Annotated in this window: 22 protein-coding genes; 14 read left to right on the forward strand and 8 right to left on the reverse strand. The window is 68.4% G+C overall.

What is annotated here, in order from left to right; genetic code table 11:
* Nucleotides 1-20: 20 nt before the first annotated feature.
* Nucleotides 21-2168 (forward strand): glucans biosynthesis glucosyltransferase MdoH, encoded by a 2148-nt coding sequence (gene mdoH, locus J2S75_RS08335; RefSeq protein ID WP_370874110.1) that lies wholly within the window; start codon nt 21-23, stop codon nt 2166-2168.
* On the opposite strand, the gene J2S75_RS08340 is transcribed toward mdoH, so the two are convergent.
* From J2S75_RS08340 to J2S75_RS08350, 3 genes are read right to left on the reverse strand one after another with little or no spacing between them, the layout of a single operon-like run.
* Complete coding sequence (locus J2S75_RS08340) at nt 2165-2302, reverse strand: hypothetical protein (protein ID WP_307019365.1); 138 nt, start codon at nt 2300-2302, stop codon at nt 2165-2167. The genes mdoH and J2S75_RS08340 overlap by 4 nt on opposite strands.
* Before the next feature lie 58 nt (nt 2303-2360).
* Entirely contained in the window at nt 2361-2609 is a 249-nt protein-coding gene (locus J2S75_RS08345; RefSeq protein ID WP_307019367.1) for a hypothetical protein, read from the reverse strand.
* A 24-nt stretch (nt 2610-2633) separates the two neighbouring features.
* Nucleotides 2634-3491: a glucose 1-dehydrogenase gene (locus J2S75_RS08350; RefSeq protein ID WP_307019368.1), complete on the reverse strand. Its 858-nt coding sequence runs from the start codon at nt 3489-3491 to the stop codon at nt 2634-2636.
* Nucleotides 3492-3637: 146 nt separating this feature from the next.
* Here J2S75_RS08350 and J2S75_RS08355 point away from each other — a divergent pair, with 146 nt between their 5' ends.
* The 5 genes from J2S75_RS08355 to J2S75_RS08375 all read left to right on the forward strand — a co-directional run bounded on the left by J2S75_RS08355 (nt 3638) and on the right by J2S75_RS08375 (nt 9363).
* Nucleotides 3638-4582 carry a DUF72 domain-containing protein gene (locus J2S75_RS08355; RefSeq protein ID WP_307019369.1) on the forward strand — a complete coding sequence of 315 codons (945 nt, stop codon included), beginning with the start codon at nt 3638-3640 and terminating at the stop codon, nt 4580-4582.
* A gap of 98 nt (nt 4583-4680) precedes the next feature.
* Complete coding sequence (locus J2S75_RS08360; RefSeq protein WP_307019370.1) at nt 4681-5241, forward strand: type 1 glutamine amidotransferase domain-containing protein; 561 nt, start codon at nt 4681-4683, stop codon at nt 5239-5241.
* Nucleotides 5242-5369: 128 nt separating this feature from the next.
* Entirely contained in the window at nt 5370-6257 is an 888-nt protein-coding gene (gene ku / locus J2S75_RS08365; protein WP_307019371.1) for a non-homologous end joining protein Ku, read from the forward strand.
* A 5-nt stretch (nt 6258-6262) separates the two neighbouring features.
* The gene (gene ligD, locus J2S75_RS08370) at nt 6263-8830 is read left to right on the forward strand and encodes a DNA ligase D (protein WP_307019372.1); all 2568 of its coding nucleotides are present in this window, start codon (nt 6263-6265) and stop codon (nt 8828-8830) included.
* Complete coding sequence (locus J2S75_RS08375) at nt 8830-9363, forward strand: MgtC/SapB family protein (RefSeq protein ID WP_307019373.1); 534 nt, start codon at nt 8830-8832, stop codon at nt 9361-9363. Before ligD ends, J2S75_RS08375 begins: the two co-directional genes overlap by 1 nt.
* A 5-nt stretch (nt 9364-9368) precedes the next feature.
* On the opposite strand, the gene ku (J2S75_RS08380) is transcribed toward J2S75_RS08375, so the two are convergent.
* Nucleotides 9369-10187 carry a non-homologous end joining protein Ku gene (gene ku / locus J2S75_RS08380; protein ID WP_307019374.1) on the reverse strand — a complete coding sequence of 273 codons (819 nt, stop codon included), beginning with the start codon at nt 10185-10187 and terminating at the stop codon, nt 9369-9371.
* A 134-nt stretch (nt 10188-10321) separates the two neighbouring features.
* Here ku (J2S75_RS08380) and J2S75_RS08385 point away from each other — a divergent pair, with 134 nt between their 5' ends.
* From J2S75_RS08385 to J2S75_RS08410, 6 genes are all read left to right on the forward strand, one after another.
* A complete protein-coding gene (locus J2S75_RS08385; RefSeq protein ID WP_307019375.1) occupies nt 10322-10639 on the forward strand; it encodes a hypothetical protein in 318 nt (105 codons plus the stop codon).
* A gap of 173 nt (nt 10640-10812) precedes the next feature.
* Nucleotides 10813-12942, forward strand: coding sequence for a VTT domain-containing protein (locus J2S75_RS08390; RefSeq protein WP_307019376.1), 2130 nt, complete (start codon nt 10813-10815; stop codon nt 12940-12942).
* Nucleotides 12939-13724, forward strand: coding sequence for an endonuclease/exonuclease/phosphatase family protein (locus tag J2S75_RS08395; protein ID WP_307019377.1), 786 nt, complete (start codon nt 12939-12941; stop codon nt 13722-13724). The genes J2S75_RS08390 and J2S75_RS08395 overlap by 4 nt, the downstream gene beginning before the upstream one ends.
* Entirely contained in the window at nt 13721-14173 is a 453-nt protein-coding gene (locus J2S75_RS08400) for a DUF2934 domain-containing protein (RefSeq protein WP_307019378.1), read from the forward strand. Before J2S75_RS08395 ends, J2S75_RS08400 begins: the two co-directional genes overlap by 4 nt.
* Nucleotides 14174-14340: 167 nt before the next feature.
* Complete coding sequence (locus J2S75_RS08405) at nt 14341-14547, forward strand: hypothetical protein (RefSeq protein ID WP_307019379.1); 207 nt, start codon at nt 14341-14343, stop codon at nt 14545-14547.
* 69 nt (nt 14548-14616) lie between these two features.
* Nucleotides 14617-15978 carry an APC family permease gene (locus J2S75_RS08410; protein WP_307019380.1) on the forward strand — a complete coding sequence of 454 codons (1362 nt, stop codon included), beginning with the start codon at nt 14617-14619 and terminating at the stop codon, nt 15976-15978.
* Nucleotides 15979-15990: 12 nt separating this feature from the next.
* On the opposite strand, the gene J2S75_RS08415 is transcribed toward J2S75_RS08410, so the two are convergent.
* Nucleotides 15991-16791: an alpha/beta fold hydrolase gene (locus J2S75_RS08415; protein WP_307019381.1), complete on the reverse strand. Its 801-nt coding sequence runs from the start codon at nt 16789-16791 to the stop codon at nt 15991-15993.
* 204 nt (nt 16792-16995) lie between these two features.
* Here J2S75_RS08415 and J2S75_RS08420 point away from each other — a divergent pair, with 204 nt between their 5' ends.
* The gene (locus J2S75_RS08420; protein WP_307019382.1) at nt 16996-17922 is read left to right on the forward strand and encodes a glutaminase; all 927 of its coding nucleotides are present in this window, start codon (nt 16996-16998) and stop codon (nt 17920-17922) included.
* Nucleotides 17923-18040: 118 nt separating this feature from the next.
* Here J2S75_RS08420 and J2S75_RS08425 read toward each other — a convergent pair whose 3' ends face one another.
* Entirely contained in the window at nt 18041-18226 is a 186-nt protein-coding gene (locus tag J2S75_RS08425) for a DUF2735 domain-containing protein (RefSeq protein ID WP_307019383.1), read from the reverse strand.
* Between the two features lie 442 nt (nt 18227-18668).
* On the opposite strand from J2S75_RS08425, the gene J2S75_RS08430 reads away from it, so the two are divergent.
* Nucleotides 18669-19703 (forward strand): glutamine synthetase beta-grasp domain-containing protein, encoded by a 1035-nt coding sequence (locus tag J2S75_RS08430; protein ID WP_244378291.1) that lies wholly within the window; start codon nt 18669-18671, stop codon nt 19701-19703.
* Between the two features lie 162 nt (nt 19704-19865).
* Here J2S75_RS08430 and J2S75_RS08435 read toward each other — a convergent pair whose 3' ends face one another.
* Both J2S75_RS08435 and lon read right to left on the reverse strand, forming a co-directional pair.
* A complete protein-coding gene (locus tag J2S75_RS08435; protein WP_307019384.1) occupies nt 19866-21302 on the reverse strand; it encodes a phospholipase D-like domain-containing protein in 1437 nt (478 codons plus the stop codon).
* A gap of 188 nt (nt 21303-21490) precedes the next feature.
* Complete coding sequence (lon, locus tag J2S75_RS08440; RefSeq protein ID WP_307019385.1) at nt 21491-23920, reverse strand: endopeptidase La; 2430 nt, start codon at nt 23918-23920, stop codon at nt 21491-21493.
* Nucleotides 23921-23922 lie beyond the last annotated feature (2 nt).

Genomic DNA, 23922 nt, shown 5'->3' on the forward strand with positions numbered 1-23922 from the left:
ACCGGCCCGCCTCGCGCGCGATGCCATGCCGCACCGGCGTCGGCGCGGATGCCGCCCCGGCATTGCCGCCGGAATCGCCGCTGGCCATGCCGGTCCAGCCGCTCGGGCGGGTGCCGCGCGCGCCAGCGCCGGGACCGCGCACAGCGGCACTGTTTCTGCGCCGTGCCTTCGTCCTCGGTGGCGCGGGGGCGCTGACCGTGCTGGCGGCGCATGAGATGTATCTCGTGCTGGATGTCGGCGGCGTCACCCTGCTTGAATATCTCGTGCTCTGCCTGTTCGTGCTGCTGTTCGCCTGGATCGGCTTTGCCTTCACCAATGCGGTGCTTGGCCTCTCCAGCCTCCTGCGTCGCGCGGACGGATCTCTCGGCATTGCCCCTGAGGGGCCGCTGCCAGCCCTCAGCGCGCGTCATGCGCTGTTGCTGCCCATCTATAATGAGGAGCCCAGCCGCGTGCTGGCCGGGCTGGAAGCGACCTGTGAATCGCTCGGCGCCACCGGGGCAGGGGCGCAATTCGACGTGTTCATCCTCAGCGATACGACCGATCCCGATGTCTGGGTCGCCGAGGAAGCCGGCTTTCTGGCGCTGCGTGCCCGATGGGGCCTCGACGGTGGCCTGTTCTACCGCCGCCGCCCCCGCAACACCGGCCGCAAGGCCGGCAATATCGCGGAATGGGTGACGCGCTTCGGTGGCGCCTATGAGAGCTTTCTCATTCTCGACGCCGATAGCGTGATGACCGGCGCGTGCATCCTGCGCCTCGCCGCCGCGATGGAGGCCAACCCGCGCGTGGGGCTGATCCAGACCCTGCCGGTCATCGTCGGTGGACGAACCCTGTTCGCCCGGCTGCAGCAATTCGCCGGGAGGCTTTACGGCCCGCTCATCGCCCATGGACTCGCCAGCTGGAGCGGGCCGGAGAGCAATTACTGGGGCCATAACGCCATGATCCGTACCCGCGCCTTCGCCGATGGCGCGGGCCTGCCGGAACTCAAGGGGCCCAAGCCCTTCGGTGGCCATATCCTCAGCCATGATTTCATCGAGGCGGCGCTGATGCGCCGGCGCGGCTGGGGCATGCACATGGTGCCCTGGCTGGAAGGCTCTTATGAAGAGGGTCCGCCGACGCTGACCGATCTCGCGGTGCGCGACCGGCGCTGGTGCCAGGGCAATCTCCAGCACATCGCCGTGCTGCCGGCGCGTGGGCTGCACCCGGTGAGCCGGCTGCACCTTCTTACCGGCATCGGCTCCTATCTCACCGCGCCGCTGTGGCTGGTGATGCTGCTGGCGGGGCTGGCCACGGCCCTGCAGGCGCGTTTCGTGCCGCCCGACTATTTTCCGTCCGGCTTCTCGCTGTTTCCGGCGTGGCCGGCGCAGGATCCGGTGCGGGCTGTTCAGGTGTTCATCGGCACCATGGCGGTGCTGCTGCTGCCGAAACTGTTCGCCTATGGCGCTCTCGTCGCTTCCCGCACCGACCGGCGGGGCTTCGGTGGCGGGGCGCTCACTTTGGCCAGTGTGCTGACGGAGACGCTGATCTCCGGCCTTCTTGCGCCTGTGACCATGTTCACCCAGTCCATGGCGGTGATGGGCATCCTGGCCGGGCGCGACGGCGGCTGGCAGCCGCAGCGCCGCGACGATGACCGCATCGACACAGCCTCGGTGGCGCGGTTCTTCCTGCCGCATACGCTGGCGGGGTGGTTGCTTGGCGCCGCCGCGCTCAGCATCTCGCTGCCGCTGTTTCTCTGGATGACTCCCGTCGTGCTCGGCCTCGCTCTCGCCATTCCGCTGGTGCTGTGGACCGGTGGTCCGCGGGCGTCTCTGGCGGCTTTGTTCCGCACGCCTGAAGAGCGCGAGCCGCCGCCTGTGCTGCGGCGGGCGCGGGAGCTGCGGCAGGCCGCCACGCCCGCCGCTCCAACGGAAGCCGTTGCCCGTCTCGCGACCGCGCCGGAGCTGCTGGCTTTCCACCGGGCCCAACTCACCGATGGCGAGAGGCGGCGTGGCGACTACACGCCGGAACGGCTGATCGCCTTGGCGAAGATCGCGGATGCGGAAAGCCTTGAAGCCGCGCTCGCGGCGCTTACCCCGCGCGAAAAAGCGGCGGCGCTTGGCGATTTCCGCGCGCTCGACGCGTTTCTGGCCTTGGCTGGCAGCCCCGGCCTGCGGGCCGGCGCCGTGCTTTAAAGCGGGCTCTTGCGGTCGACCTTCTCTTCGGGAAGTTCGATATCCTTCGCCTGCCGGCGGCGCTTCGACTGGTTCATGGCATAGGCGAGGGCGCCGAGCAGCAGCAGCACGCCGATTCCGAACATGATCTCCATTGCAGAACCTTTCCGGTGAGGTGAAGCGGCGCCGGAACGACCGGCGCGCGCCGCTCTGTCAGCCTTCGGCCGGTGACGGCCGGGCGGTGTCCTCGACGCCGAGCATGCTGCCGCCCGCGCCCGGCACCGTGATCGTCACGTCATAGCCGTCGCGAATGGCGTTGGTGGCGGCGGCGACCGCCGCCTCGAAGGCGGCTTCCTTGCTGGCATAGGCCATTCCCGCCTCGCCGTCGGTTTCGACCCGCCACGCGCCCTCGCTGCCGCGCAGGACATAGGTGGCGGAGCCCGTGGCATCTTGCGTCTGCATCGCGCTCTCCTCCGTCAGTGTGGGTCAGATCATCGGCGCGCCGCCGGTCACCGCGATGGTGGCGCCGGAGACGTAGCTGGACAGCGGATCAGCCAGCATCACATAGGCGGTGGCGAGCTCCGCCGGCTGGCCCGGGCGCTTCATCGGCACCTGCTCGCCGAACGCCGCCACCTTCTCCGCCGGCATGGTGGCGGGGATGAGCGGTGTCCAGATCGGCCCCGGCGCTACCGCATTGGCGCGGATGCCTTTTTCCGCCAGCAACTGGGCGAGCCCGGCGGTGAAATTCTGGATCGCGCCCTTGGTAGTGGCATAGGCCAACAGGCTGGGATTCGGCTTGTCGGAATTGATCGACGCGGTGTTGATGATGGCGCTGCCGGGCTTCATGTGCGGCACCGCCGCCTTGGTGAGATAGAACATCGCGTGGATGTTGACCTTGAAGGTCAGGTCCCATTCCTCGTCGGGAATCTCGGTGATGTCGTCGAAGGTCGCCTGATGCGCGGCATTGTTGACGAGGATGTCGATACGGCCGAAGGCCTCGACCGCCCCGTCCACCAGCGCGCGGCAATGGTCGGCATGCTGGATGTCGCCCGGCACCAGCACCGCCTGCCGGCCCGCCTCGCGCACCAAGGCGGCGGTCGCCTCGGCGTCCTCATGCTCATCGAGATAGGAGATCAGCACATCCGCGCCTTCGCGGGCATAGGCAAGCGCGACGGCGCGGCCGATGCCGCTGTCGGCGCCGGTGATGAGCGCCTTCATCCCCTCCAGCCGGCCCGAGCCCTTATAGCTCTCCTCGCCATGGTCGGGGCGCGGCGACATCGCCTCGGTTCGGCCGGGCATGGGCTGCTGCTGTTCCTTGAACGGCGGGCGCGGGTGATCGAGCATGGACGGCTCCTCCTGCTGTCATCGGTGATGAGTGGTTTGAGGGCCAACGAAGGCGGGCCGCGTTGGTTCCGGGGCGGGCAGCGGAACCGGGGGCGGGGCGAAGGGCTTGGCAGGGGGCTTGGACAACCCCTTGCGAGCAAAGGCCCATGTCTGCGACACGCGCGCCTGAAAAGCCCGGTGCCGGCCCCACCCGCCCTCGCGCGGCGATCCGCATCGGCGTCTCCGGCTGGACCTATGCTCCCTGGCGCGGCCATTTCTACCCCAAGGGCCTGACCCAGGCGCGCGAGCTCTCCTATGCCGCGCGCCAGTTCCCGGCGTTGGAGATCAACGGCACCTTCTATGGCCTCCAGCGGCCGGAGGTGTTCGAGCGGTGGGCGCAGGCGACGCCGGACGTTTTCGTCTTCGCGGTGAAGGGCTCGCGCTTCATCACCCACACCAAGCGCCTGCGCGACGTGCGCCTGCCGCTGGCGAACTTCCTCGCCTCCGGCCTGCTCAATCTCGGCGCGAAGATGGGGCCGCTGCTGTGGCAATTGCCGCCGACGCTGCGCTTTGATCCCGCCCTGATCGGCGACTTCCTCGCCCGACTGCCGAAGGACACCGCCGCCGCCGCCCGGCTTGCCAGCCAGCATGATGCACGGGTCGACGGCCGCGCCGTCGTCCATACCGACGCGGCGCGCCCGCTGCGCCATGCGGTGGAAATCCGCCATGAGAGCTTCCGCACGCCGGCCTTTGTCGATCTGCTGCGCGAACATGGTGTCGCTCTCGTCTGCGCCGACACGGCCAAGTGGCCGCGGCTGATGGATCTCACCGCCGAGTTTGCCTATTGCCGCCTGCACGGATCGGCCGAGCTCTATCGCTCGCGCTATCCTGACGACGAACTCGCCCTGTGGGCGCGGCGCATCGCTGCCTGGGCCGAGGGGAAGGCGGCACCGGACGGTGATTTCGCCGGGGCGCCGACACAGGACCGCCGCCGCCGCGAGGTGTTCGTGTTCTTCGACAACACCGACAAGCGGCACGCGCCCGAGGATGCCCGCCGCCTCATGGAGATGCTGGGCCTGCGCTTGGAGGCGGGGGAGGAGCCTGCGGGCTGAGCGGCCCCTGCGGCCGCCTTGGTGGGAACCTCGGGGGGAGGGCGGACGTTCGCTCCCTGACGGGCCTGGGGGCGACGACACTGCAAGGAGACATTCCCATGGCGAAAATCGCCGAAGCGCGCATCCTCATCATTTCCGCCAACGGTTTCGAACAGTCGGAACTGATGGTGCCGCGCGACGAATTGCGCGCCGCCGGCGCCCGTGTCGAAGTGGCGAGCCCGGACGGCAAGACCATTCGCGGCTGGAAGGGTGAGGATTGGGGCGAGAGCGTCGAGGCCGACACCGCGCTCGGAGCGGTGAAGCCGCAGGACTATGACGCGCTCGTCATTCCCGGCGGCCAGATCAACCCGGACCTGTTGCGGGTCAACAAGGAGGCGATGGCGATCGTCCGCGCCTTCCTCGACAGCGGCAAGGTGGTGGCCGCCATCTGCCACGGCCCGTGGCTGCTGGTGGAAGCCGACGCCGTGCGCGGGCGCACCGTGACCTCCTACGCCTCGATCCGCACCGATGTGAAGAATGCCGGCGGCAACTGGGTCGACCGCGAGGTGGCGGTGGACAAGGGCATCATCACCAGCCGCTCCCCCGCCGATCTCAAGGCCTTCGTCGCCAAGATCATCGAGGAGATCGGCGAGGGCCGGCACGAACGCAAGGTGGCGTGACCTTGCCCGGATGAGGATCGACAGGCGGGCGCTGCGGCGCCCGCTTTGCTGTGTGGGGAGGCGGAACGCGCGGGCGCAAGCGGCGTTAGTCGCCAGGCACCGCACCCTTTTTGGGCAGAGAGGCAGGCATGGCTGCGCGCGCGACATGGAAAGGTTATCTCCGGCTTGGCGAACTGGTGTGCGGCGTCGGGCTCTACACGGCGGTGAGCGCCAGCGACCGGGTGAGCCTGCACATGGTCAACCGCAAGACCGGCAACCGCCTCTCCCGCCGCTTCGTCGATTCGGACACCGGCGAGGTGGTCGAGCGCGATGAGCAGGTGAAGGGTTACGAGGTCGATTCCGGCGATTTCGTCGTGCTGGAACCGGACGAGATCGCCGAGGTGACGCCGAAGGGGGACAAGGCGCTGACCATTGAGAGCTTCCTGCCCTGCCATGAGGTCGACGACCTCTATTTCGACCGTCCCTATTATCTGCGCCCGGTCGACGGCGCCTCCGAAGCCAGCTTCGCGGTCATTCGCGAGGGGCTGCGGAAGAAGAAGGTGGCGGCGGTCGCCAGCGCCGTGCTGTTCCGCCGCCCGCGCAGCCTGCTGATCCGCGCCTATGACGAGGGCATCATCGCCACCACGCTGCATTACGATTACGAGGTGCGTTCGGCCGAAGAGGCGTTCGAGGACATCGCCGAGATCAAGATGGAGCCGGAAATGCTCGATCTTGCCCGCCACATCATCGACACCAAGTCCGGCCGCTTCCAGCCCGAGACCTTCGACGACCGCTATGACGACGCGCTGGCCGAACTGGTGAAGGCGAAGATGGAGGGCCGCACGATCGCCCCGCCGAAGAAGCCGGCTGCCAAGGTGGTGAGCCTGCTCGACGCGCTGCGCGAGAGCGCGGGGCTTTCGGGTGACAACGCGCCCGCGGGCAAGAAGAGCGGCGCCGGAAAGGCCGCTGCAAAGGCCGAGCCGAAAAAGCGCGCCGCCCGCAAGACCACCCGCGCGCCCACCCGCAAGGCCGGGTGAGCATCATGGCGCTGGAGGTCTACCGCCGCAAGCGCGACTTCACCCGCACGCAGGAGCCGGAGGGCAGCGAAAGCGCCAGTGCCGGCCATGCCTATCTGATCCAGAAACATGCCGCCCGGCGCCTGCATTACGACCTTCGGCTGGAAATGGACGGCGTGCTCAAGAGCTGGGCCGTGACCAAGGGGCCGAGCCTGGTCCCGGGCGAGAAACGCCTCGCCGTGCATGTGGAAGACCACCCGCTCGACTATGGCAGCTTCGAGGGTACGATCCCCAAGGGCGAGTATGGCGGCGGCACCGTCATGCTGTGGGATACCGGCAGCTGGGAGCCGGTCGGCGATCCCGCGCGCGGCTACAACAAGGGCCATCTCGAATTCGCGCTGCACGGCGAGAAGCTCAACGGCCGCTGGCATCTGGTGCGGATGGGCAAGCGCCGGGGCGAGAAGGCGGACAATTGGCTGCTGATCAAGGCCGAGGACGCGGCCGCCCGGCCGGAAGGCGCGCCGGATATTCTTGAGGAAAGGCCGGACTCGGTGAAGACCGGCCGATCCCTCGACGCCATCGCCAAGGGCGAGGCGCCGGCCGATCCGCCCGGCGCTGCCGAGCCGAAGGCAAAGCCGCGAAAACCCTCCCACGCCCGCATCGCGTCCAAGCCTAAGGCGGCGCCCCACGCGAAGATTACCGTGGCGGCAGGGAGCCCAGCGCCGCCACCCGCCTTCGTCGAGCCGCAGCTGGCGACGCTGGTGGCCAAGGCACCGGTGGGCAAGAGCTGGATCCACGAGATCAAGTTCGACGGCTATCGGCTTCAGGCGCGGATCGACAAGAGCGCCAAGGGCAAGGGGCGGGTGAAGCTGCTCACTCGCTCCGGTCTCGACTGGAGCCCGCGTTTCGGCCCCGCTCTGGTGGCGGCGCTGGAGGCGCTGCCCGTTAAGGACGCGCTGATCGACGGCGAACTGGTGGTGGAGAACAGCGCCGGCGTGTCGAATTTCAGCCTGCTGCAGAAGGATCTCGCCGAGGGTCGCACCGACCGCTTCGTCTATTACGCCTTCGACCTGCTGCATCTCGACGGACGCGACCTCACTGGCGACCCGCTCAGGCGCCGCAAGGAGATGCTGGAACAGTTGCTGGCCGAGGCCGGGGACGGCCTGCGCTACAGCGAGCATCTGGCGGAGGATGGCGATGCCATGCTGCGCCATGCCTGCCGGCTCAGCCTGGAGGGGCTGGTATCGAAACGGGCGGACGCCCCCTATCGCCCCGGCCGCGGCAAGGAGTGGGTGAAGTCGAAATGCGCCTTCCGGCAGGAATTCGTCATTGGCGGCTTCACGCCTTCCACGGCGCAGAAAAATGCCATCGGCTCGCTCGTGCTTGGCGTCCATGAGGCCAGCAAGCTCGTTCCCGTCGGTCGGGTCGGCACCGGATTCTCGCGCGATCTGGCGCGCGACCTCCATGCCCGTTTGGCAAAGATTAGCCGCGACCGCAGCCCTTTTGCCCAGAAGCTGACGGCGGAGGAACGGCGCGGCCTCACCTTCGTCGTGCCCGAACTCGTGGCCGAGGTGGAGTTCCGCGGCTGGACCGGCGACCAGCATCTGCGCCACGCCGCCTTTCGCGGCTTGCGCGAGGACAAGCCGGCGCGCGAGATCGTCCGCGAGACCCCCGTGGAGGGCGAGGCCATGGCTGCGAAAAGCGACGCGCCGCGTTCGCGGGTGAAGCTGACCCATCCCGACCGCATCTACTGGCCGGCGGAGGGCATCACCAAGCAGGGCCTCGCCGATTACTACGCCGAGATCTGGCGCTTCATCGCCCCCTTCGTCGTCGCCCGGCCGCTGGCGCTGCTGCGCTGTCCGGATGGCATCGAGGGACAGGCCTTCTTTCAGAAGCATTCCTGGCGCGGCATGAACAAGGCAATCAAGGTCAGCAAGGACAAAGACGGCGAGGAGCTTCTGCATATTGACGATCTCGACGGGCTGATCGCCCTCGTCCAGTCTGGCGCGCTGGAAATCCATCCCTGGGGCGCGCCGCTCATCGATATCGAGCGGCCGGACCAGCTCATTTTCGATCTCGACCCCGGCGAGGCCGTGGGCTGGGACGGCGTGGCCGCTGGCGCACGCGAAATCCGCGCCCGGCTGGAGGCGCAGGGCCTGCCGGCCTTCGTCAAGACCTCCGGCGGCAAGGGTCTGCATGTGGTGGTGCCGCTGGAGCCGAAGGCCACCTGGGAGACCGCCAAGCCTTTCGCCAAGGCGCTGGCCGATGCCCTGGCCGCCGACGACCCCGACCGCTACATCGCGGTGGCCACCAAGGCCCGCCGCAAGGGGCGCATCTTCATAGATTACCTGCGCAACGGGCGCGGCGCCACGGCGGTAGCGGCCTATTGCCCGCGCGCGCGGCCCGGCGCCGGCGTTTCCATGCCGGTGGCGTGGGATGAACTCGATGCGCTCACCGGCGGCGCTCAGTTCACCCTCGCCGAGGCGCCGGCCCGGCTCGCCAATCTCGACATCGACCCCTGGGCCGATTTCCGCGCCGCGGCCGTGCCTCTTCCGGAGGTCCGCGCCGGCAAGGGCCGGGGGAGGAAAGCCTGATGGAAAGGCTGCCGCAAGCGCTCTGGCTGACGCCGGAGGAGATCGAGAACCTGCTGCGGCTGATGGCGGCCGCCGCCTGCGGCATGATCGTCGGTATCAACCGCGACCTGCGCGGCAAGCCGACAGGCATGCGCACGCTCGGGCTGGTGGGGCTTGGGGCGGCGCTCATCTCGCTGTCCGCCCTGCAGGTGGAGGGGATGGAAGGCCATCCGGACGCCACCAGCCGCGTCGTTCAGGGCATCGTGCAGGGCGTGATGACCGGCATCGGCTTTCTCGGCGCCGGCGTCGTGTTGCGCGACCGCACGCGGCTGGAAGTGCACGGGCTCACCACCGCGGCCGCCGTGTGGGTGACAGCGGCGCTCGGCGTCGCCTGCGCGATCGCCTCCTGGCATCTGGTGTTTCTGGCGCTGGCGACCACGATCGGGCTTCTCGTCACCATGCTGCCGCTGGAGCGGCTGGTGGAATCGCGCAGCCCGCCACCCCCGCGCCGCGCGCGCCCGCTCTCCGAGGAAGACGACGAACCCCCACGCTGACAGGCCTAGCGGGTCCGCTTGGCGCTGCCGCTGCCGCGCTCGGCGGCAAGGCTTTTCTTCAGCGCATCCATGATGTTGACGACATTGGTCGGCGTGTCTTCTTCGTCCGCTTCGGTGCGACGGCGCCGTGCCGGGCGCTTTTTCTTCTTCGATGCGATCAACTGCTTGAGATTGTCCTGCAGCGGGTCATGCACCAGCGCGGCATCCCAGCCTTGCGTGCGCTTGTCGATCAGCTTGCCCACCAGGGTGACGAGATCGCCATCGGCGTTTTCGTCGATGTCGTCGAAATAGCCCTCCGGCCGGCGCAGTTCGTCGGAATAATGCAATGTCCACAGCACGATGCCGCGCCCGCGCGGCTCCAGCATCACCGGGCGCTCGCGCCGGTGCAGCACCACGCGCGACAGCCCGACCTTGCCGGTGGCGACCATCGCCTCGCGGATCACGGCGAAAGCCTCCTCGCCGACGGGATCGTCCGGCATCAGGAAATGCGGGGTATCGTACCAGATCCACTCCACGGTATCGGCGGGCACGAAGGTCGCGATGTCGATGGTGCGGTTGCTCTCCAGCGCCACCGAGTCGAGGTCGTCATCGTCGAGAATGACATAGCGGCCCGGCTCGCGCTCATAGCCCCGCGCCTGGTCGTCGGCCTCCACCGTCTTGCCGGTCTCGCCATCGACATAGACCCCTTCCACGCGGTTGCCGGTCGCCCGGTTCAGCGTGTGGAAGCGGATGCGCTCGGCGGCGCTGGTGGCAGGGGCCAGCACCACGGGGCAGGTGACCAGCGAGAGCTTGAGATAGCCTTTCCACAGGCCGCGCGGCGCCACTGAACGTCCCCCGATGTGTGGTGTCTTCGCCAACAATCGCTGGGCCGCTCCGAGGTTCCGGCGGCTGAACCGATTACGTCGCGGTGCGTTGATCGTCGGACGCCGACCATTGTCCGGCGCCCAAGGAGACGATCATGGCGGAGACCGAGCGCCTGCGCGGCGATATCGACGCGGGCCGGACCCACGACAAGGTGCCGTTTCCCGATCCGGCGGCGGCACCGCTCGGCACGGATGACGAGGCGGCCGGGGCGCCGGCCGGGCGTGAGCGCCGGGCCATGGCCGCCCAACCGCAAGGGGCTTCCAGTGCCGGCGGCGGCACGGATGAGCGCGGCCGGCCGTATGACGACAAGGGCACGACCGTGCCGGGCATTTCCTTCGTCACCGCCGTGGTCGGCCTGCTGCTGGTGGTGGTGCTGGGCGCCGGTGTCTTCGCCGCCATGATGATGGGCTGAGCCTTCTCCGTCGGCCCGATCCCGCCCCGGCCTACCTCCCTCCGGGAACCGCAGGGGCGCCTCCTCGGTTAGCGCAGGTTATTAGCCCCCGAGAATGCGAGCCGATGTCCGTCAGCCAGAACCTGCGACAAGACGTGCGCCTGGACCAAAATCCCGAAGCGATCGAAAGCGCCATGGCCGCCCAATCCATGCCGGAAGGGCCGAACTCGCCCGGGCGGCAGGGGTCCGGTCCGGTGCTGGAGGTCGGGCGCAATGTCTGGCGCGTGGCGGAGGCCGAGCGCGCCCGCGTGCTGGTGGACGGTGCTGCCTATTTCGGCGCGCTGCGGGCGGCGATGCTGGAAGCGCGCGAGACCATCCATATCGCCGGCTGGGACCTCGACAGCCGGATGAAGCTGGTGGGCGAGAACGGCACCGCCGAGGACGGGCTTCCCGAGACGCTGTCGGCGTTTCTTTCCGCTCTCGTGGCCCGCAACCCGCGCCTGCGCATCCGCCTGCTGCTGTGGGATTATTCTGTCATGTTCGCGCTGGAGCGGGAACTGGCGCCGATCCTGTCCTTTCTCTGGGCCACGCCGAAGCAGATCGAACTGTGCCTTGACGACGAACTGCCGATTGGCGCCTCGCACCACCAGAAGATCGTGGTGATCGACGATTCCCTCGCCTTCTCCGGCGGGCTGGATATCACCGGCCATCGGTGGGACACGCCCGCCCATACGCCCGGCGACGCGTTGCGGCGCGACCCGCTGGGCGCGCTCTACGAGCCGTTCCATGACGTGCAGATGGCGGTGGACGGCGAGGCCGCCGCCGCGCTTGGCGCGCTGTTCCGCGACCGCTGGCAGCGCGCCGCCTCAGAGCGGCTGAACCCGGCGCGGGCGCGCGGCGATCGCTGGCCGCAGATAATGTCGGTCGACTTCACCCATGTCGCCATCGGCATCGCCCGCACTCTGCCGGCCTATGACGGCGCGGCGGGCGCGCGTGAGGTGGAGACGCTGCTGTTCGACATGATCGACAGCGCCGAGCGCATGATCTATGTCGAGAACCAATTCATCACCTGCGAGCGCTTCACCGAACGGCTGGTGGCGCGGATGAAGGCGCGGCCCGAACTCGAAGCGCTGATGGTGACGCCGAACATCTACCGCTCCTGGATCGAGCAGCAGGTGATGGGCGTGCCGCGCGAGCGGCTGCGGGCGCGGCTGGAGCAGGAAGGCTTGTCGGAACGCGCGCGGCTGGTCTTCCCGCAGGTGACCGCCGGAGACGCCACGGTCGAGGTTTTCGTCCATGCCAAGGTGCTCATCGTCGACGACCGCCTGCTGCGCATCGGCTCGGCCAATATCTGCAACCGGTCCATGGGTTTCGACAGCGAATGCGACCTCGTCATTGAGGCCCGCAATGCGCGCGAGCGGCAAGGGGTGGCGGCGATACGCGACCGGCTGCTCGGCGAGCATATCGGCCGCGCGCCGGAACAGGTGGCGGAACTTCTCGCCCGCGAGGGGCTGATCGCCGCCTCGCGGCGGAACACGGCGGGCCGGTGCCTTGTGGACCTGCCCCCGGTCGCCGCCGATCTCGCCCTGCCTCAGATCAGCGCGCTCGCCGACCCGCCGGAGCCGCTCTATGACGAGCGCGCTTCCGAAGGCGGCACGCGGCGCAAATGGCCGATCGCCGCCGCCTTGGCGGGCCTCGCCGTCCTGGCGGCGCTGGTGATCGCCTGGGCCAACTCCCCCTTCTCGGAGCCGGACCGCATCATCTCCGCCCTCGACAACATGGCCGACCGCCCCTGGGGCGCGGCCATCGTCGTCGGCATCTATGTACTGGGCGGGCTGGTAGTGTTCCCCGTCTCGGTTCTGATCGTCGCCACGGTTGCGGTTTACGGCGGCTGGACCGGGGCGCTGCTCGCCGGCCTCGGCGCGCTAGCGAGCGCGCTGGTGACGTTCCTGATCGGTCGGCAACTCGGCGCCGGCGTGGTCCGCCGCTTCATCGGGCCGCGCATCAACCGCATCCGTCGCGGCCTGGCCAAGCAGGGCATCCTCACCGTGGCGACGATGCGCATGGTACCGGCGGCGCCGTTCACCTTCATCAATCTCGTCGCCGGCGCGGCCGGGTTGCGGCTGGTGGATTTCGTGCTCGGCACCGCGCTGGGTCTCTTGCCCGGGCTGGTGGTCCTGAGCGCGCTGGGACATCAGATCGTCGAGGTGATGTCCAACCCGACGCTGGGACGCGTGGCGCTGCTGATCGGCTTTGTCGGGCTATGGATCGCCTGCTCGCTCGGGCTGCAATTCCTCGTCGCCCGCCTGCGGAGGCCGGCGTGAACGCGGCGCCGCCCGCGCGCCTGCGGCTGATGACGTGGAACATCCATGGCGGCGTGGGGCCCGACCGCCGCTTCGACCTCGATCGCATCGCGGCGCTGATCGCCCGCCACCAGCCGGATATCCTCGCGTTGCAGGAAGTCGATACGCGCGGGCGCGGCATTGCCTGCCTCGCGCCATTGGAAGGGCTGGGCATCGGTCATTTCGCGGAAGCGCGCACGATCGCCGTGCCCGACGGCCATTACGGCCATGTGCTCTATTCGCGCTGGCCGACGCACGACACCGTGTTGCACGACCTCTCCGTCCGTCGCCGCGAGCCGCGCATGGCGATCGAGACCCGTGTAGACACGCCGCAGGGGCCTTTACGCGTGGTTGCCGTGCATCTTGGCCTCGCGCTTGGCGAGCGCTGGCGGCAGGCGGCGCGGCTTGCCCGGCTGGCCCGCGACGGCTGCGGCGCCCCCACCGTGATGATGGGCGATTTCAACGATTGGTTCGCCTTCCGGCCGGTGCGGCGTACGCTGGCGCGGGTGCTGCCTGAGAGTACGAACCTCCGCAGCTTTCCCGCCTTCTGGCCGCTGCTGCGGCTCGACCGGCTCTATTGCAGCCGGCCGGGGATGCTGGTGCGCAGCTTCTCCGATCCGGAGGCGCGGCACGCCTCCGACCATTTGCCTGTTATCGCCGATCTCGATCTGCGCCCGCCTCTCGCCCCGCCACCTGCGTTCGTCCGGCCGGAACAGGCGTCGCGGCGGGGCGTTGACCTCGTGGAACAGGGAGAACGTCCATGAGCCTCAACGACGACGACATCAGGGCCCGCGCCCATCGGCTGTGGGAAGCCGACGGACGCCCGGACGGGCAATCCGACCATTATTGGTTCCTCGCTCGCGACATGCTGGTGGCCGAAGGGCGGGCCATGGGCGATGGCGCGTCCGGCGCCTTCCGGCCCGTGGATGCGGCCGAAGCACCGCCGGAGCCGATAGGCGCGGCCGACGGACGCCCGGCGCCTTCCGCCGAGGGCGGGATCGAGAGCGCGGAGCGCCCGCCGCTGCCGCTGTCTCCGGCGGCCGATCCCAATGCCGCCATCGACCCCGGCCAGGGCGGTAACGCGCCGGTGAGCGAGATCGACACCATTCGCCGCACGCTGGAAGTGCCGCCGAGCCGGCGCGGCTCCGGCGCTCCGGCCGACGACCGGGCGGGGGCGATGAGCGGCCTTGCCGGCAGCCGCAAGCGGCGCTGAGGGGGTGCCATGCGGAACTGGCTCGTTCAGTTGCTCGTCGATGTGGGCCTCGTGCGCCCGCGCGACGAAGTGGAGGGTGCCACCGCTGCGGAGCCGCGCCCGGCCGCCGCGCCGCAGTCTGCGGCGCCCCTCGAAAAACCTAACCAACATTCGGATAGGAGAATGCCATGATCATTGCCGACCAGCACGATAAGGGGCCGGCGAAGCCGGGCGACCGCCGCGTCGAGAAGAAGGACCGCGCCCCTGACGAGGCCGGCCACGCCCGCAGCGCCAATCCGCAGCAGGACGACAAGGCGGGCGAGCGCGAGCGCAAGCCCGAGGGGCGCGACGCCCATTACGTGCCTCCGGCGGCCTCGGACGAAGGCACGCGATAAGACCAAATTTAGCCGTTGCCAGCCTTTTACCCGTGCCGGATAAACCGGCGCGGGTAAAAGGATGCACCAATGGCGAAGACGGGCGGCGGGCTGCGGCGTGAACTCGGTCCCGTGGAGGCGGTGGGGCTCTCGCTCTCCGTCATCGCGCCGACCATGGGCATGGCGCTCAACGTCACTCTGGCGGTCGGCGCCGCCGGCGTTGGCGCGCCGCTGGGTTTCGCGGTGGGTACGCTGGTGGTCGGTCTCGTCGGCCTGTCCTTCGTGTTCTTCGCTAGCCGGGTGACCAGCGCCGGCTCGGGCTATGCCTATATCGGCCAGACCTTCGGCCCGCGCGCCGGTTTCATCGCCGGCTGGTGCATGGTGCTGCTTTACATTGCTGGCGGCTCGGGCAGCGCGGCGCTTGTCGGCAATTTTCTCAGCGCGGCGCTGGACGATCACGGCGTGCATCTCGGCAGCTGGTGGCTACCGGTAGCGGTGGCCTCGCTCACCGGCGGAACCTTGCTCGCCTGGCGCGACGTGCGCCTTGCCACGCGGGTGATGCTCACGCTGGAGCTCTCCTCCATCGCCGTCATCATCTATCTCGGCCTGCGCATCCTCTCGGCGGTGCATGCGGAAGGCGGGCTGAGCCTCGCCCCGTTCCATCCCGACCCGACGGTCGGCTGGTGGGGCATCGGCTATGCCGTCGTGTTCGCCGTGCTCTCCTTCGCCGGCTTCGAGGCAGCGGCGACGCTGGCTGAGGAAGCCGGCCAGCCGCGCCGCACCATTCCCATTGCGCTGGTCGGTTCGGTGGTGGCGGCGGGTCTGTTCTTCGTCTTCGCCTCTTACATCCAGGTCATCGGCTTCGGGCTCGACAATATGAAGGCGCTGGCGGCGAGTGAGGCGCCGCTGAACACGCTGGCGCTGAAATATGGCAATGTTCACATCGCCACCGCGCTCGACCTCGCCGCCTGCGTGTCGGCGGTGTCCTGCGTGCTCGGCACGCTTTCCGCCGGCGCCCGCATGCTGTTCGTGCTCGGCCGGGGCGGGCTGTCGCCGACCCTCGCCAAAGTGCACCCGATTTATGGCACGCCCTCGGTCGCGGTCGGCATCGTCGCCGTCACGATGCTGGTGGGGCTGATCGCCTGGGCGCCGTTCATCGGCCCGGCGAGCTACTATGACAGCGTCGGCACGATCGGCGTGCTGGCGCTGATCGTCGCCTATCTCGGCGTGACCGCCGCGGCGGCGGTGCATGCGGTGCGTGCCGGCAGCCATCTCTGGCTGGTCCTCGGTGCGCTCGGCACACTGGCCATGCTGTGGCCGCTGTATAATTCGGTCTATCCGGTGCCATCCTTCCCGGACAATCTGTGGCCCTACATCGTCGCGCTGTGGATCGCGCTCGGCGGCGCACTGATCCTGCTGAAGCCGGCCATTGGGCGGCAGGACCCGGGCTGACGCCGGGACCGGTCATTTCGTCGCCTTGCCCAGTTCCGCCGCTGCGTGCTCGATCACGGCCGCGACCTCGCGCGGATGCGATTCATAGATGGAATGGCTCGCGCCGGGGATGGTGGTGATCGGCGCCCCCGCCCGCTCGTAATAAAACCGCTCCAGCGCCGGGCTGATGATCTGGTCGGCGCCCGCCACGATGCCCCAGCTCGGCTTGGACTGCCAGGCGGCGGCGGTCAGCGGGGTGCTGAACACGCTGGCAGCGGCCAGCACCTGGCCGCGCGCCTCGAATTGCGCCCGCGCCAGCGGCAGGTCCGGCGCGAACAGCTTGGGGAACAGCGCGGGGTCGAGATAGGTGAAGCCATCCGGCGTCTTGGCGATGGCGCCAGCGGTCATCGCCAGCACGCTGGGCATGGACTTGCTGAGCGCGGCCTCGTCCTCGCCGACATCGGGCGCAGGGGCGGCGACATAGACGAGACCAGCAACCTTCGGGTGTACGCCCGCCTCGGTGATAATCGAGCCGCCATAGGAATGGCCGACCAGCAGGGTCGGCCCGTCCTGCAGGTCGAGCACGCGCCGGGTGGCGTCGACATCGTCGGCGAAGGAGGTTTCCGGCTCCTGCACCATGCTGACGTGGAAGCCGTCGGCGACGAGATGGTCGTACACCGCCTTCCAGCCCGAGCCGTCGACCCAGGCACCATGCACGAGCACAATGTTGCGGACGGGCGGTTTCGCGGTGTCGGCCGTGGCCGGGCCGTGGGCGAAAGCGAGGCTGAGAGCGCTGGTAAGCGCCAGCGCGGCGCGAGTGGAATGGCGGGGCACGGCTTTACTCCCTGGATGGAGGGCGGCGCCGCGGTCGCCCAGGACGGTTCATGCTCCCATCCTTACCCGGATCGATGCTACGAGCTTCTCAGAACGCCGCTTCGCCGCCGCCCTGTCGGCACCCCGTTTGCACGGGCTGGCCTTTCCCCGCCTCGCCGCGCTAAAGGCGGGGGCCGATGCGACCAGCCAAGGTGACCGAAGCCCGTGCCCGATCTCGACAGCGTCGTCCGCGACATCGCCGAAGAAATGCGCGCCCGTCCCGATCGGGGCGAGGTCGCGAGCTACATTCCCGAACTGGCGCGCGCCGACGCGCAGGCCTTCGGCATCGCTGTGGTGGACCGCGAGGGCCGTGTGGTGACGGGCGGCGATGCCGAGGTGCCGTTCTCCATCCAGAGCGTGTCCAAGGTCTTCACCCTCACGCTGGCGCTGGGCAAAGTGGGCGACCGGCTGTGGCGGCGGGTGGGGCGCGAGCCCTCGGGCAGCGCCTTCAATTCCATCGTCCAGCTGGAAGCCGAGCACGGCATTCCGCGCAACCCGTTCATCAATGCCGGCGCCATCGCCGTCACCGATGTCATTCTCTCTGGCCACCAGCCGCGCGAGGCGCTGGGCGAGATCCTGCGCTTTCTCCAGTTCCTCGCCGAGGATCCGGCGATCGGCATCGACGAGGCGGTGGCGGCTTCCGAGCAGCGCACCGGCTTCCGCAACCGCGCGCTGGCCAACTACATGAAATCCTTCGGCGTGCTGGAAAATCCGGTCGACTTCACGCTCGGCGTCTATTTCCACCACTGCGCCATCACCATGAGTTGCCGCCAGCTGGCCATGGCGGGCCGCTTCCTCGCCCATAATGGGCGCAACCCGGCAACGGGCTTCAGCGTGGTGTCGCCGGAGCGGGCGCGGCGTATCAACGCCATCATGCTCACCTGCGGCCATTATGACGGCTCGGGCGAGTTCGCCTATCGCGTTGGCCTGCCGGGCAAGAGCGGGGTGGGGGGCGGTATTCTGGCGGTGGCGCCGGGCAAGGCCTCGATCGCCGTGTGGTCGCCGGGGCTGGACGCCAGCGGCAATTCGCATCTCGGCCGCATCGCGCTGGAACGGCTGACGCAGCGCATGGGCTGGTCGATCTTCGGCTAGGCGCGGGTCCGGATATGACAAGAGGGCCGGACGGTCAGTCGCGGCCCTCTTGGTAGGCACCTGGGTGATTAAACGCACGGGGCATGGTCAACGTCCGAAGCCGAAACACGGACGAGGCTCAGTTGCTGCGCCCGCCGTCTTCCTTGATCGCCTCTTCATGATACCAGCTCCCGATGACGACACGGGGCGATACTTTCAGGGCTTCGGAAGACAGGGTGTCCGGACGACGGCCGGCGAGGCCGGCACGCCCGCCGACGGGGAAGGGCACGATCTGCGCGCTCTCGCGCTGAGTATGGGCATTCATGGCACGTTTCTCCTTTCCGGCTGCGCGTTCATGCGCCAGCCTTTCATTTACATATAACAGCTTTTGCTCGGCGTTTGCGCAAGATGCACATTTTACAATCACAATGAGCTTAGAATATGTGCACCGCCGCACGCGCCCGCAAGCCCTGCCGCTCTAACGGCGTCGACCCCCGGAAGGTTGCAGCCGCGGTTGCACTGCGGCATCCCGGCGCCGCCCGATCCGCCGCCGCAAGTGCCGCAGGATCAACGCGAATCGCGCCGCTTCACGTCTTCAGCCGGCTTCGTTTCGCCCTCATCGCCTCCCTCGCTGGCGGGCCCCTGGCGCCCGCTGCGGGCCAATTGGCACAGCATATGCTTGTGTGAGGCTAGCCGTTGGCGGTCGCACGGCCGGCACAACGACCAGGGCAGTTCGCCGCCCGGTCTAAAGTGATGAGAGACACGCGATGACGAAGTACAAGCTCGAGTATATCTGGCTCGACGGTTACAAGCCGACACCGAACCTGCGTGGCAAGACGCAGATCAAGGAATTCGACCACTTCCCCTCGCTCGAGGAACTGCCCCTGTGGGGCTTCGACGGCTCGTCCACGGAGCAGGCCGAAGGCCGCAGCTCCGATTGCGTGCTGAAGCCGGTCGCCCTTTATCCCGACCCGGCCCGCAAGAACGGCGTTCTGGTGATGTGCGAAGTGATGATGCCCGATGGCGTCACCCCGCACCCGTCCAACGCCCGCGCCACCATTCTGGATGACGAAGGCGCCTGGTTCGGCTTCGAGCAGGAGTATTTCTTCTACAAGGACGGCCGTCCGCTCGGCTTCCCCGAGCATGGCTATCCCGCGCCGCAGGGCCCGTACTACACCGGCGTCGGCTTCAAGAATGTCGGCGACATCGCCCGCGAGATCGTGGAAGAGCATCTTGAGCTCTGCCTCGAAGCCGGCATCAACCACGAAGGCATCAACGCGGAAGTCGCGAAGGGCCAGTGGGAATTCCAGATCTTCGGCAAGGGCTCCAAGAAGGCCGCTGACGAAGTGTGGATGGCCCGCTACCTGCTGCTCCGTCTGACCGAGAAGTACGGCGTGGACATCGAATTCCACTGCAAGCCGCTCGGCGATACCGACTGGAACGGCTCGGGCATGCACTGCAACTTCTCCACCAAGTTCATGCGCGAAGTGGGCGGCAAGGCCTATTTCGAGGCGTTGATGGCGGCGTTCGAGAAGAACCTGCACGACCACATCAACGTCTATGGCCCGGATAACCACATGCGCCTGACCGGCAAGCATGAGACCGCTCCGTGGAACAAGTTCTCCTATGGCGTGGCCGATCGCGGCGCTTCCATCCGCGTTCCGCACTCCTTCGTCCGCAACGACTATAAGGGCTATCTGGAAGACCGCCGCCCGAACTCCCAGGGCGACCCCTACCAGATCGCTTCCCAGGTCCTGAAGACGATCTCGGAAGTCGACACCACCGCCGTTGCCGCTGCGTGAGGATCACGGCGGCGGGTTACCCCCGCCGCCTGCCTCGGCTGAAACACACATCCCGGGGCGGGCTGTCCGCCTCCTTCAAGCCAGTCCCGTCGCCGGGGCTGGCTTTTGTTTTGGGGCGCGGCGTTCCGCGCCCGCGTCGAGCACCGCCGCGAGACGGGCCGCTCACAGATAGGGCGAGGCGAGCCAGATGGCGCGGTTGCGCAGCCGCTTCAGGAACGGCCGTGCGGCGAGGGTGTCCAGCGTCTCGCGGCTGCCGGCCGCCGTCATGGCGCTAATCCGGGCCTCGATCTCGGCAGCGATGGCGGGATCATAGAGTTCGAGATCCAGCTCGAAATTCAGCCTCAGGCTGCGCGGATCGAGATTGGACGAGCCGACATAGGCCCAGCACCCGTCCACCGCCATCAGCTTGGAATGGTCGAACATGCCGCCCGCCCGCCACACCCGGCACTCGCCGGCCAGTACCTGGTCAAGCTGCGCGGTCATCGCATAGTCGACCAGCTTGAGATTATTGGCCGAGGGGATGACGACATCCACCTCCACCCCGCGCCGCCCGGCGACGGAAAGCGCGCCGATAAGTTGCTGGTCGGGCAGGAAATAGGGTGAGCACAGGCTGACCCGGCTCTGCGCCATGGTGAGCGCGCCCATGATCATGCTGTGGGCGCAGGCAAGGTTGCGGTCGGGGCCGGAGGGCACCACCCGCACCGCCACCGGGCCGCGAGGCTCGGAATGATCGCCTTCCGCCCAGGCCGGCCCGTCGAGATGCTCCTCGGCCGTGAAGGCCCAGTCCTGCGTGAACACGGTGAGCAACTGCTCCACCGCCGGCCCCTCGACGCGGAAATGCGTATCCCGGGCGGGGTCGTCGCCCGCGTGGGCGGTGGTGAACTGGGCGCGGATGTTCATGCCTCCGGTGAAACCGAGCGTGCCGTCGACGATCAGCATCTTCCGGTGGCTGCGCAGATTGGCATAGGGCAGGCGCAGGCCGATGAGATTGCCCATGAACAGGTCGGTGACCACCCCGCCCGCCTTCAGCCGCCCGACGATGGAGGGGCGGGAGTAGCGCGCGCCGATGGCGTCGATCAGCACCCGCACCGCTACGCCGCGCTTATGCGCCGCGATCAGCGCGTCGGCGAATTCGACGCCGACGGGGTCGTTATCGAAAATGTAGGTCGAGAGAGCGACATGACGCTGCGCTCCCCGTATGGCGGCGAGCATGGCGGGATAGGCTTCGTCGCCGCTGTCCAGCAGCGTCACCGCATTGCCCGTCGTCAGCGCGAAGCTGGAGACGCGGTCGCCGAGCCGCTTCATCGCCGAGAGGCTGGGCGAGAGGGCGATGGCGGCCGGCGGGCGCTCGTGCCGGCGGTGCTGCCGTTCCTGGCTGGCGCGCCGGCGCCCCGCCGCGCTCTGGCGGATGCGGTTGATGCCGGCGACGAGATAGAGGAAGGCGCCGATCAGCGGCGAGAGCAGGATGACGCCGACCCAGCCGATGGCGGCGCGCACATCGTCCTTGGTCATCGCCGCATGGATGGCCGCGACGACGCCCACCGTGCCGCTCGTGACCAGCACGACATGCGGCCAGTAGGTCGACCAGAAACTCTCCATGGCACCCATTGATCGGTTAAGGCAGAGCGTCGTCTCTAGGGTTCTGTTTTGACGCAATTTCTTTACGCGAACCGGAATCCGCTTCGCGCGAAAAATGCTCTAGCCGGTTTCCCCCGCAGCGTCATCTCTGGGCCGAGCAAGGGCCGCCCCGGAGGTTCCGGGACAGCCCGCTTCGTGTCGCCGCCGCGTCAGCTCGCGGCCTTGAGCGCCGGCGCGTCGCCCACTGGCGCGGGCTCCAGCGCGGCGGCGATGGCCTCGTCCACCCGCTCCAGCCAGACGAATTCCAACCGGTCCCGCGCGTCCTGAGGAATGTCCTCATAGTCGCGCCGGTTGCGGGCCGGCAGCATCACGCGGGTGAGGCCCGCCCGCGCCGCCGCCACCACCTTCTCCTTGATGCCGCCGACTGGCAGCACCAGCCCGCGCAAGGAAATTTCGCCGGTCATCGCCGTGTCCTTGCGCACCGTGCGGCCGGTGAGCAGTGAAACCAGCGCGGTGAACATGGCGACGCCCGCGCTCGGCCCGTCCTTCGGCGTGGCGCCGGCCGGCACATGCACATGCACGTCGCTGGTGGCGAACACTCCGGGGTCGATGCCGAGTTCGACGGCGCGGCTCTTGACGAGGCTCCACGCCGCCTGCGCGCTTTCCTTCATCACGTCGCCGAGCTGGCCGGTGAGGATCAGCCCACCGCGCCCGGGAATGCGCGTCGCCTCGATGAACAGGATGTCGCCGCCCACCGGGGTCCAGGCAAGGCCCGTGGCCACGCCTGGCACCGAGACGCGCAGCGCCACCTCATCCTCGAAGACCGGCGGGCCGAGCAGATCGGGCAGCGTGCCGACACTGATCTTCGCCGTCTCGGCGGTGCCTTCCGCAATGTCGACGGCGACATGGCGGATGGCGCGCCCGATCTCGCGCTCCAGATTGCGCACGCCGGCCTCGCGGGTGTAGGCGCGGATCATGGCCTTGAGGGCCTCGTCCTCGACCTCCACCTGCTCGGGCGTGACGCCATTGGCCTCCAGCTGCCGGCGCACAAGATAGCGGCGGGCGATCTGCAGCTTCTCGCTGTCGGTGTAGCCGGTGAGCTGGATGATCTCCATGCGGTCGCGCAGCGGGCCGGGGATGGTGTCGAGCATGTTCGCGGTGGCGATGAACACCACGCGCGACAGGTCGAACGGCACGCCGAGATAATTGTCGCGGAAGGTGCCGTTCTGCTCGGGGTCGAGCACTTCCAGCATCGCCGCCGACGGGTCGCCCTGGATGCCGGAGCCCATCTTGTCGATCTCGTCCAGCATCATCACGCAGTCGCGGGTGCCCGCCTTGCGGATGCCCTGGATGATATTGCCCGGCAACGCGCCGACATAGGTGCGGCGGTGGCCGCGGATTTCCGCTTCGTCATGCACGCCGCCGAGCGACACGCGGACGAATTTGCGGCCCATGGCGCGGGCGATGGACTGGCCGAGCGAGGTCTTGCCGACGCCCGGAGGGCCGGCAAAGCACAGGATCGGCGCCTTGCCATTGGGCGCGAGCTTGCGCACGGCGAGATATTCGACGATGCGGCGCTTGATCTTGTCGAGGCCGAAATGGTCCTCGTCCAGCACCTTGCGCGCTTCAGTGATGTCGATCGGCGCCGTCTCCGGCAGTGTCCAGGGCAGGGCGATCAGCCAGTCGAGATAGGTGCGGATCATGCCATACTCGGCGCTGGCGTCCTGCATGCGGCGCAGCCGGCCCAACTCCTTGCGGGCCATCTGCTCCACATCCTCCGGCATGCCGGCTTCTGCGATCGCCTTTTCCAGATCGGCGATTTCCTGGCTGTTGCCGCCATCCTCGCCCAGCTGCTTCTGGATCGCCGCCATCTGCTCGCGCAGCAGCACCTCGCGCTGGCGTTCGTCCAGCGAGGCCTTGGTCTGCTTGCCGATTTCCTGCGACAGCCGCAGCACCTCGATGCGGTGGGCAAGCAGGCGCGAGATCTTGGTCATGCGCGCGGCGATGTCGACCGTCTCCAGAAGCTCCTGCTTCTCGTCCGGCGAGATGTCGGCATAAGCGGCGATGAGGTCGGCGAGGCCGGTGGGCGAATTGGCGCCGCGCACCGCGGCCACCAGTTCGGCGGGGGCTTGCGGCAGCAACTCCATCACCTCATTGGCCTGGCCCTGCAAATGGACGAAGCGTGCCTCGATCTCGGAGGAGCGCTCCTCGCTCTCCTCGATCCGCGTGACGCGGGCGGTGAGGAAGGGCTTTTCGTGCACGAACGCATCGACACGGAAGCGCTGCTCGCCCTGGCAGACGAGGTGGTGGGTGCCGTCCGGCGCGGTGACATAGCGCAGGATATTGGCGATGACGCCCATGCGGTGCAGGTCGGTCGGGCCGGGCTCGTCGACGCTGGCGTCGCGCTGCATGAGGATGCCGACCGGCCGCCCCTCGCGCACCGCCTGCTGGGCGGCGGCGATGGAGGCCGGGCGCGCCACCGCCACCGGCATCACCACGCCGGGAAACAGCACGAGATTGCGCACCGGCAGCAGGATCAGCTGATCCTCCGGCACATTGGCGTTCGGAGCGTTACCGCTGCCATTGCCGGTGTCGGCCATGCGGAGCGGGGAAAACCTGTCAAAATCGGGGTGTGTCATGC

Origin of the sequence: Ancylobacter polymorphus (assembly GCF_030813495.1) — a bacterium.
In the GTDB taxonomy this organism is placed as follows: Bacteria; Pseudomonadota; Alphaproteobacteria; order Rhizobiales; family Xanthobacteraceae; genus Ancylobacter; species Ancylobacter polymorphus.

Coding starts and splice junctions, on each gene's coding strand:
- mdoH (WP_370874110.1), top strand. CDS start 21: ATGCCATGCCGCACCGGCGTCGGCGCGGATGCCGCCCCGGCATTGCCG.
- J2S75_RS08340 (WP_307019365.1), bottom strand. CDS start 2,302: ATGGAGATCATGTTCGGAATCGGCGTGCTGCTGCTGCTCGGCGCCCTC.
- J2S75_RS08345 (WP_307019367.1), bottom strand. CDS start 2,609: ATGCAGACGCAAGATGCCACGGGCTCCGCCACCTATGTCCTGCGCGGC.
- J2S75_RS08350 (WP_307019368.1), bottom strand. CDS start 3,491: ATGCTCGATCACCCGCGCCCGCCGTTCAAGGAACAGCAGCAGCCCATG.
- J2S75_RS08355 (WP_307019369.1), top strand. CDS start 3,638: ATGTCTGCGACACGCGCGCCTGAAAAGCCCGGTGCCGGCCCCACCCGC.
- J2S75_RS08360 (WP_307019370.1), top strand. CDS start 4,681: ATGGCGAAAATCGCCGAAGCGCGCATCCTCATCATTTCCGCCAACGGT.
- ku (WP_307019371.1), top strand. CDS start 5,370: ATGGCTGCGCGCGCGACATGGAAAGGTTATCTCCGGCTTGGCGAACTG.
- ligD (WP_307019372.1), top strand. CDS start 6,263: ATGGCGCTGGAGGTCTACCGCCGCAAGCGCGACTTCACCCGCACGCAG.
- J2S75_RS08375 (WP_307019373.1), top strand. CDS start 8,830: ATGGAAAGGCTGCCGCAAGCGCTCTGGCTGACGCCGGAGGAGATCGAG.
- J2S75_RS08385 (WP_307019375.1), top strand. CDS start 10,322: ATGGCGGAGACCGAGCGCCTGCGCGGCGATATCGACGCGGGCCGGACC.
- J2S75_RS08390 (WP_307019376.1), top strand. CDS start 10,813: ATGGCCGCCCAATCCATGCCGGAAGGGCCGAACTCGCCCGGGCGGCAG.
- J2S75_RS08400 (WP_307019378.1), top strand. CDS start 13,721: ATGAGCCTCAACGACGACGACATCAGGGCCCGCGCCCATCGGCTGTGG.
- J2S75_RS08405 (WP_307019379.1), top strand. CDS start 14,341: ATGATCATTGCCGACCAGCACGATAAGGGGCCGGCGAAGCCGGGCGAC.
- J2S75_RS08410 (WP_307019380.1), top strand. CDS start 14,617: ATGGCGAAGACGGGCGGCGGGCTGCGGCGTGAACTCGGTCCCGTGGAG.
- J2S75_RS08425 (WP_307019383.1), bottom strand. CDS start 18,226: ATGAATGCCCATACTCAGCGCGAGAGCGCGCAGATCGTGCCCTTCCCC.
- J2S75_RS08430 (WP_244378291.1), top strand. CDS start 18,669: ATGACGAAGTACAAGCTCGAGTATATCTGGCTCGACGGTTACAAGCCG.
- J2S75_RS08435 (WP_307019384.1), bottom strand. CDS start 21,302: ATGGAGAGTTTCTGGTCGACCTACTGGCCGCATGTCGTGCTGGTCACG.
- lon (WP_307019385.1), bottom strand. CDS start 23,920: ATGACACACCCCGATTTTGACAGGTTTTCCCCGCTCCGCATGGCCGAC.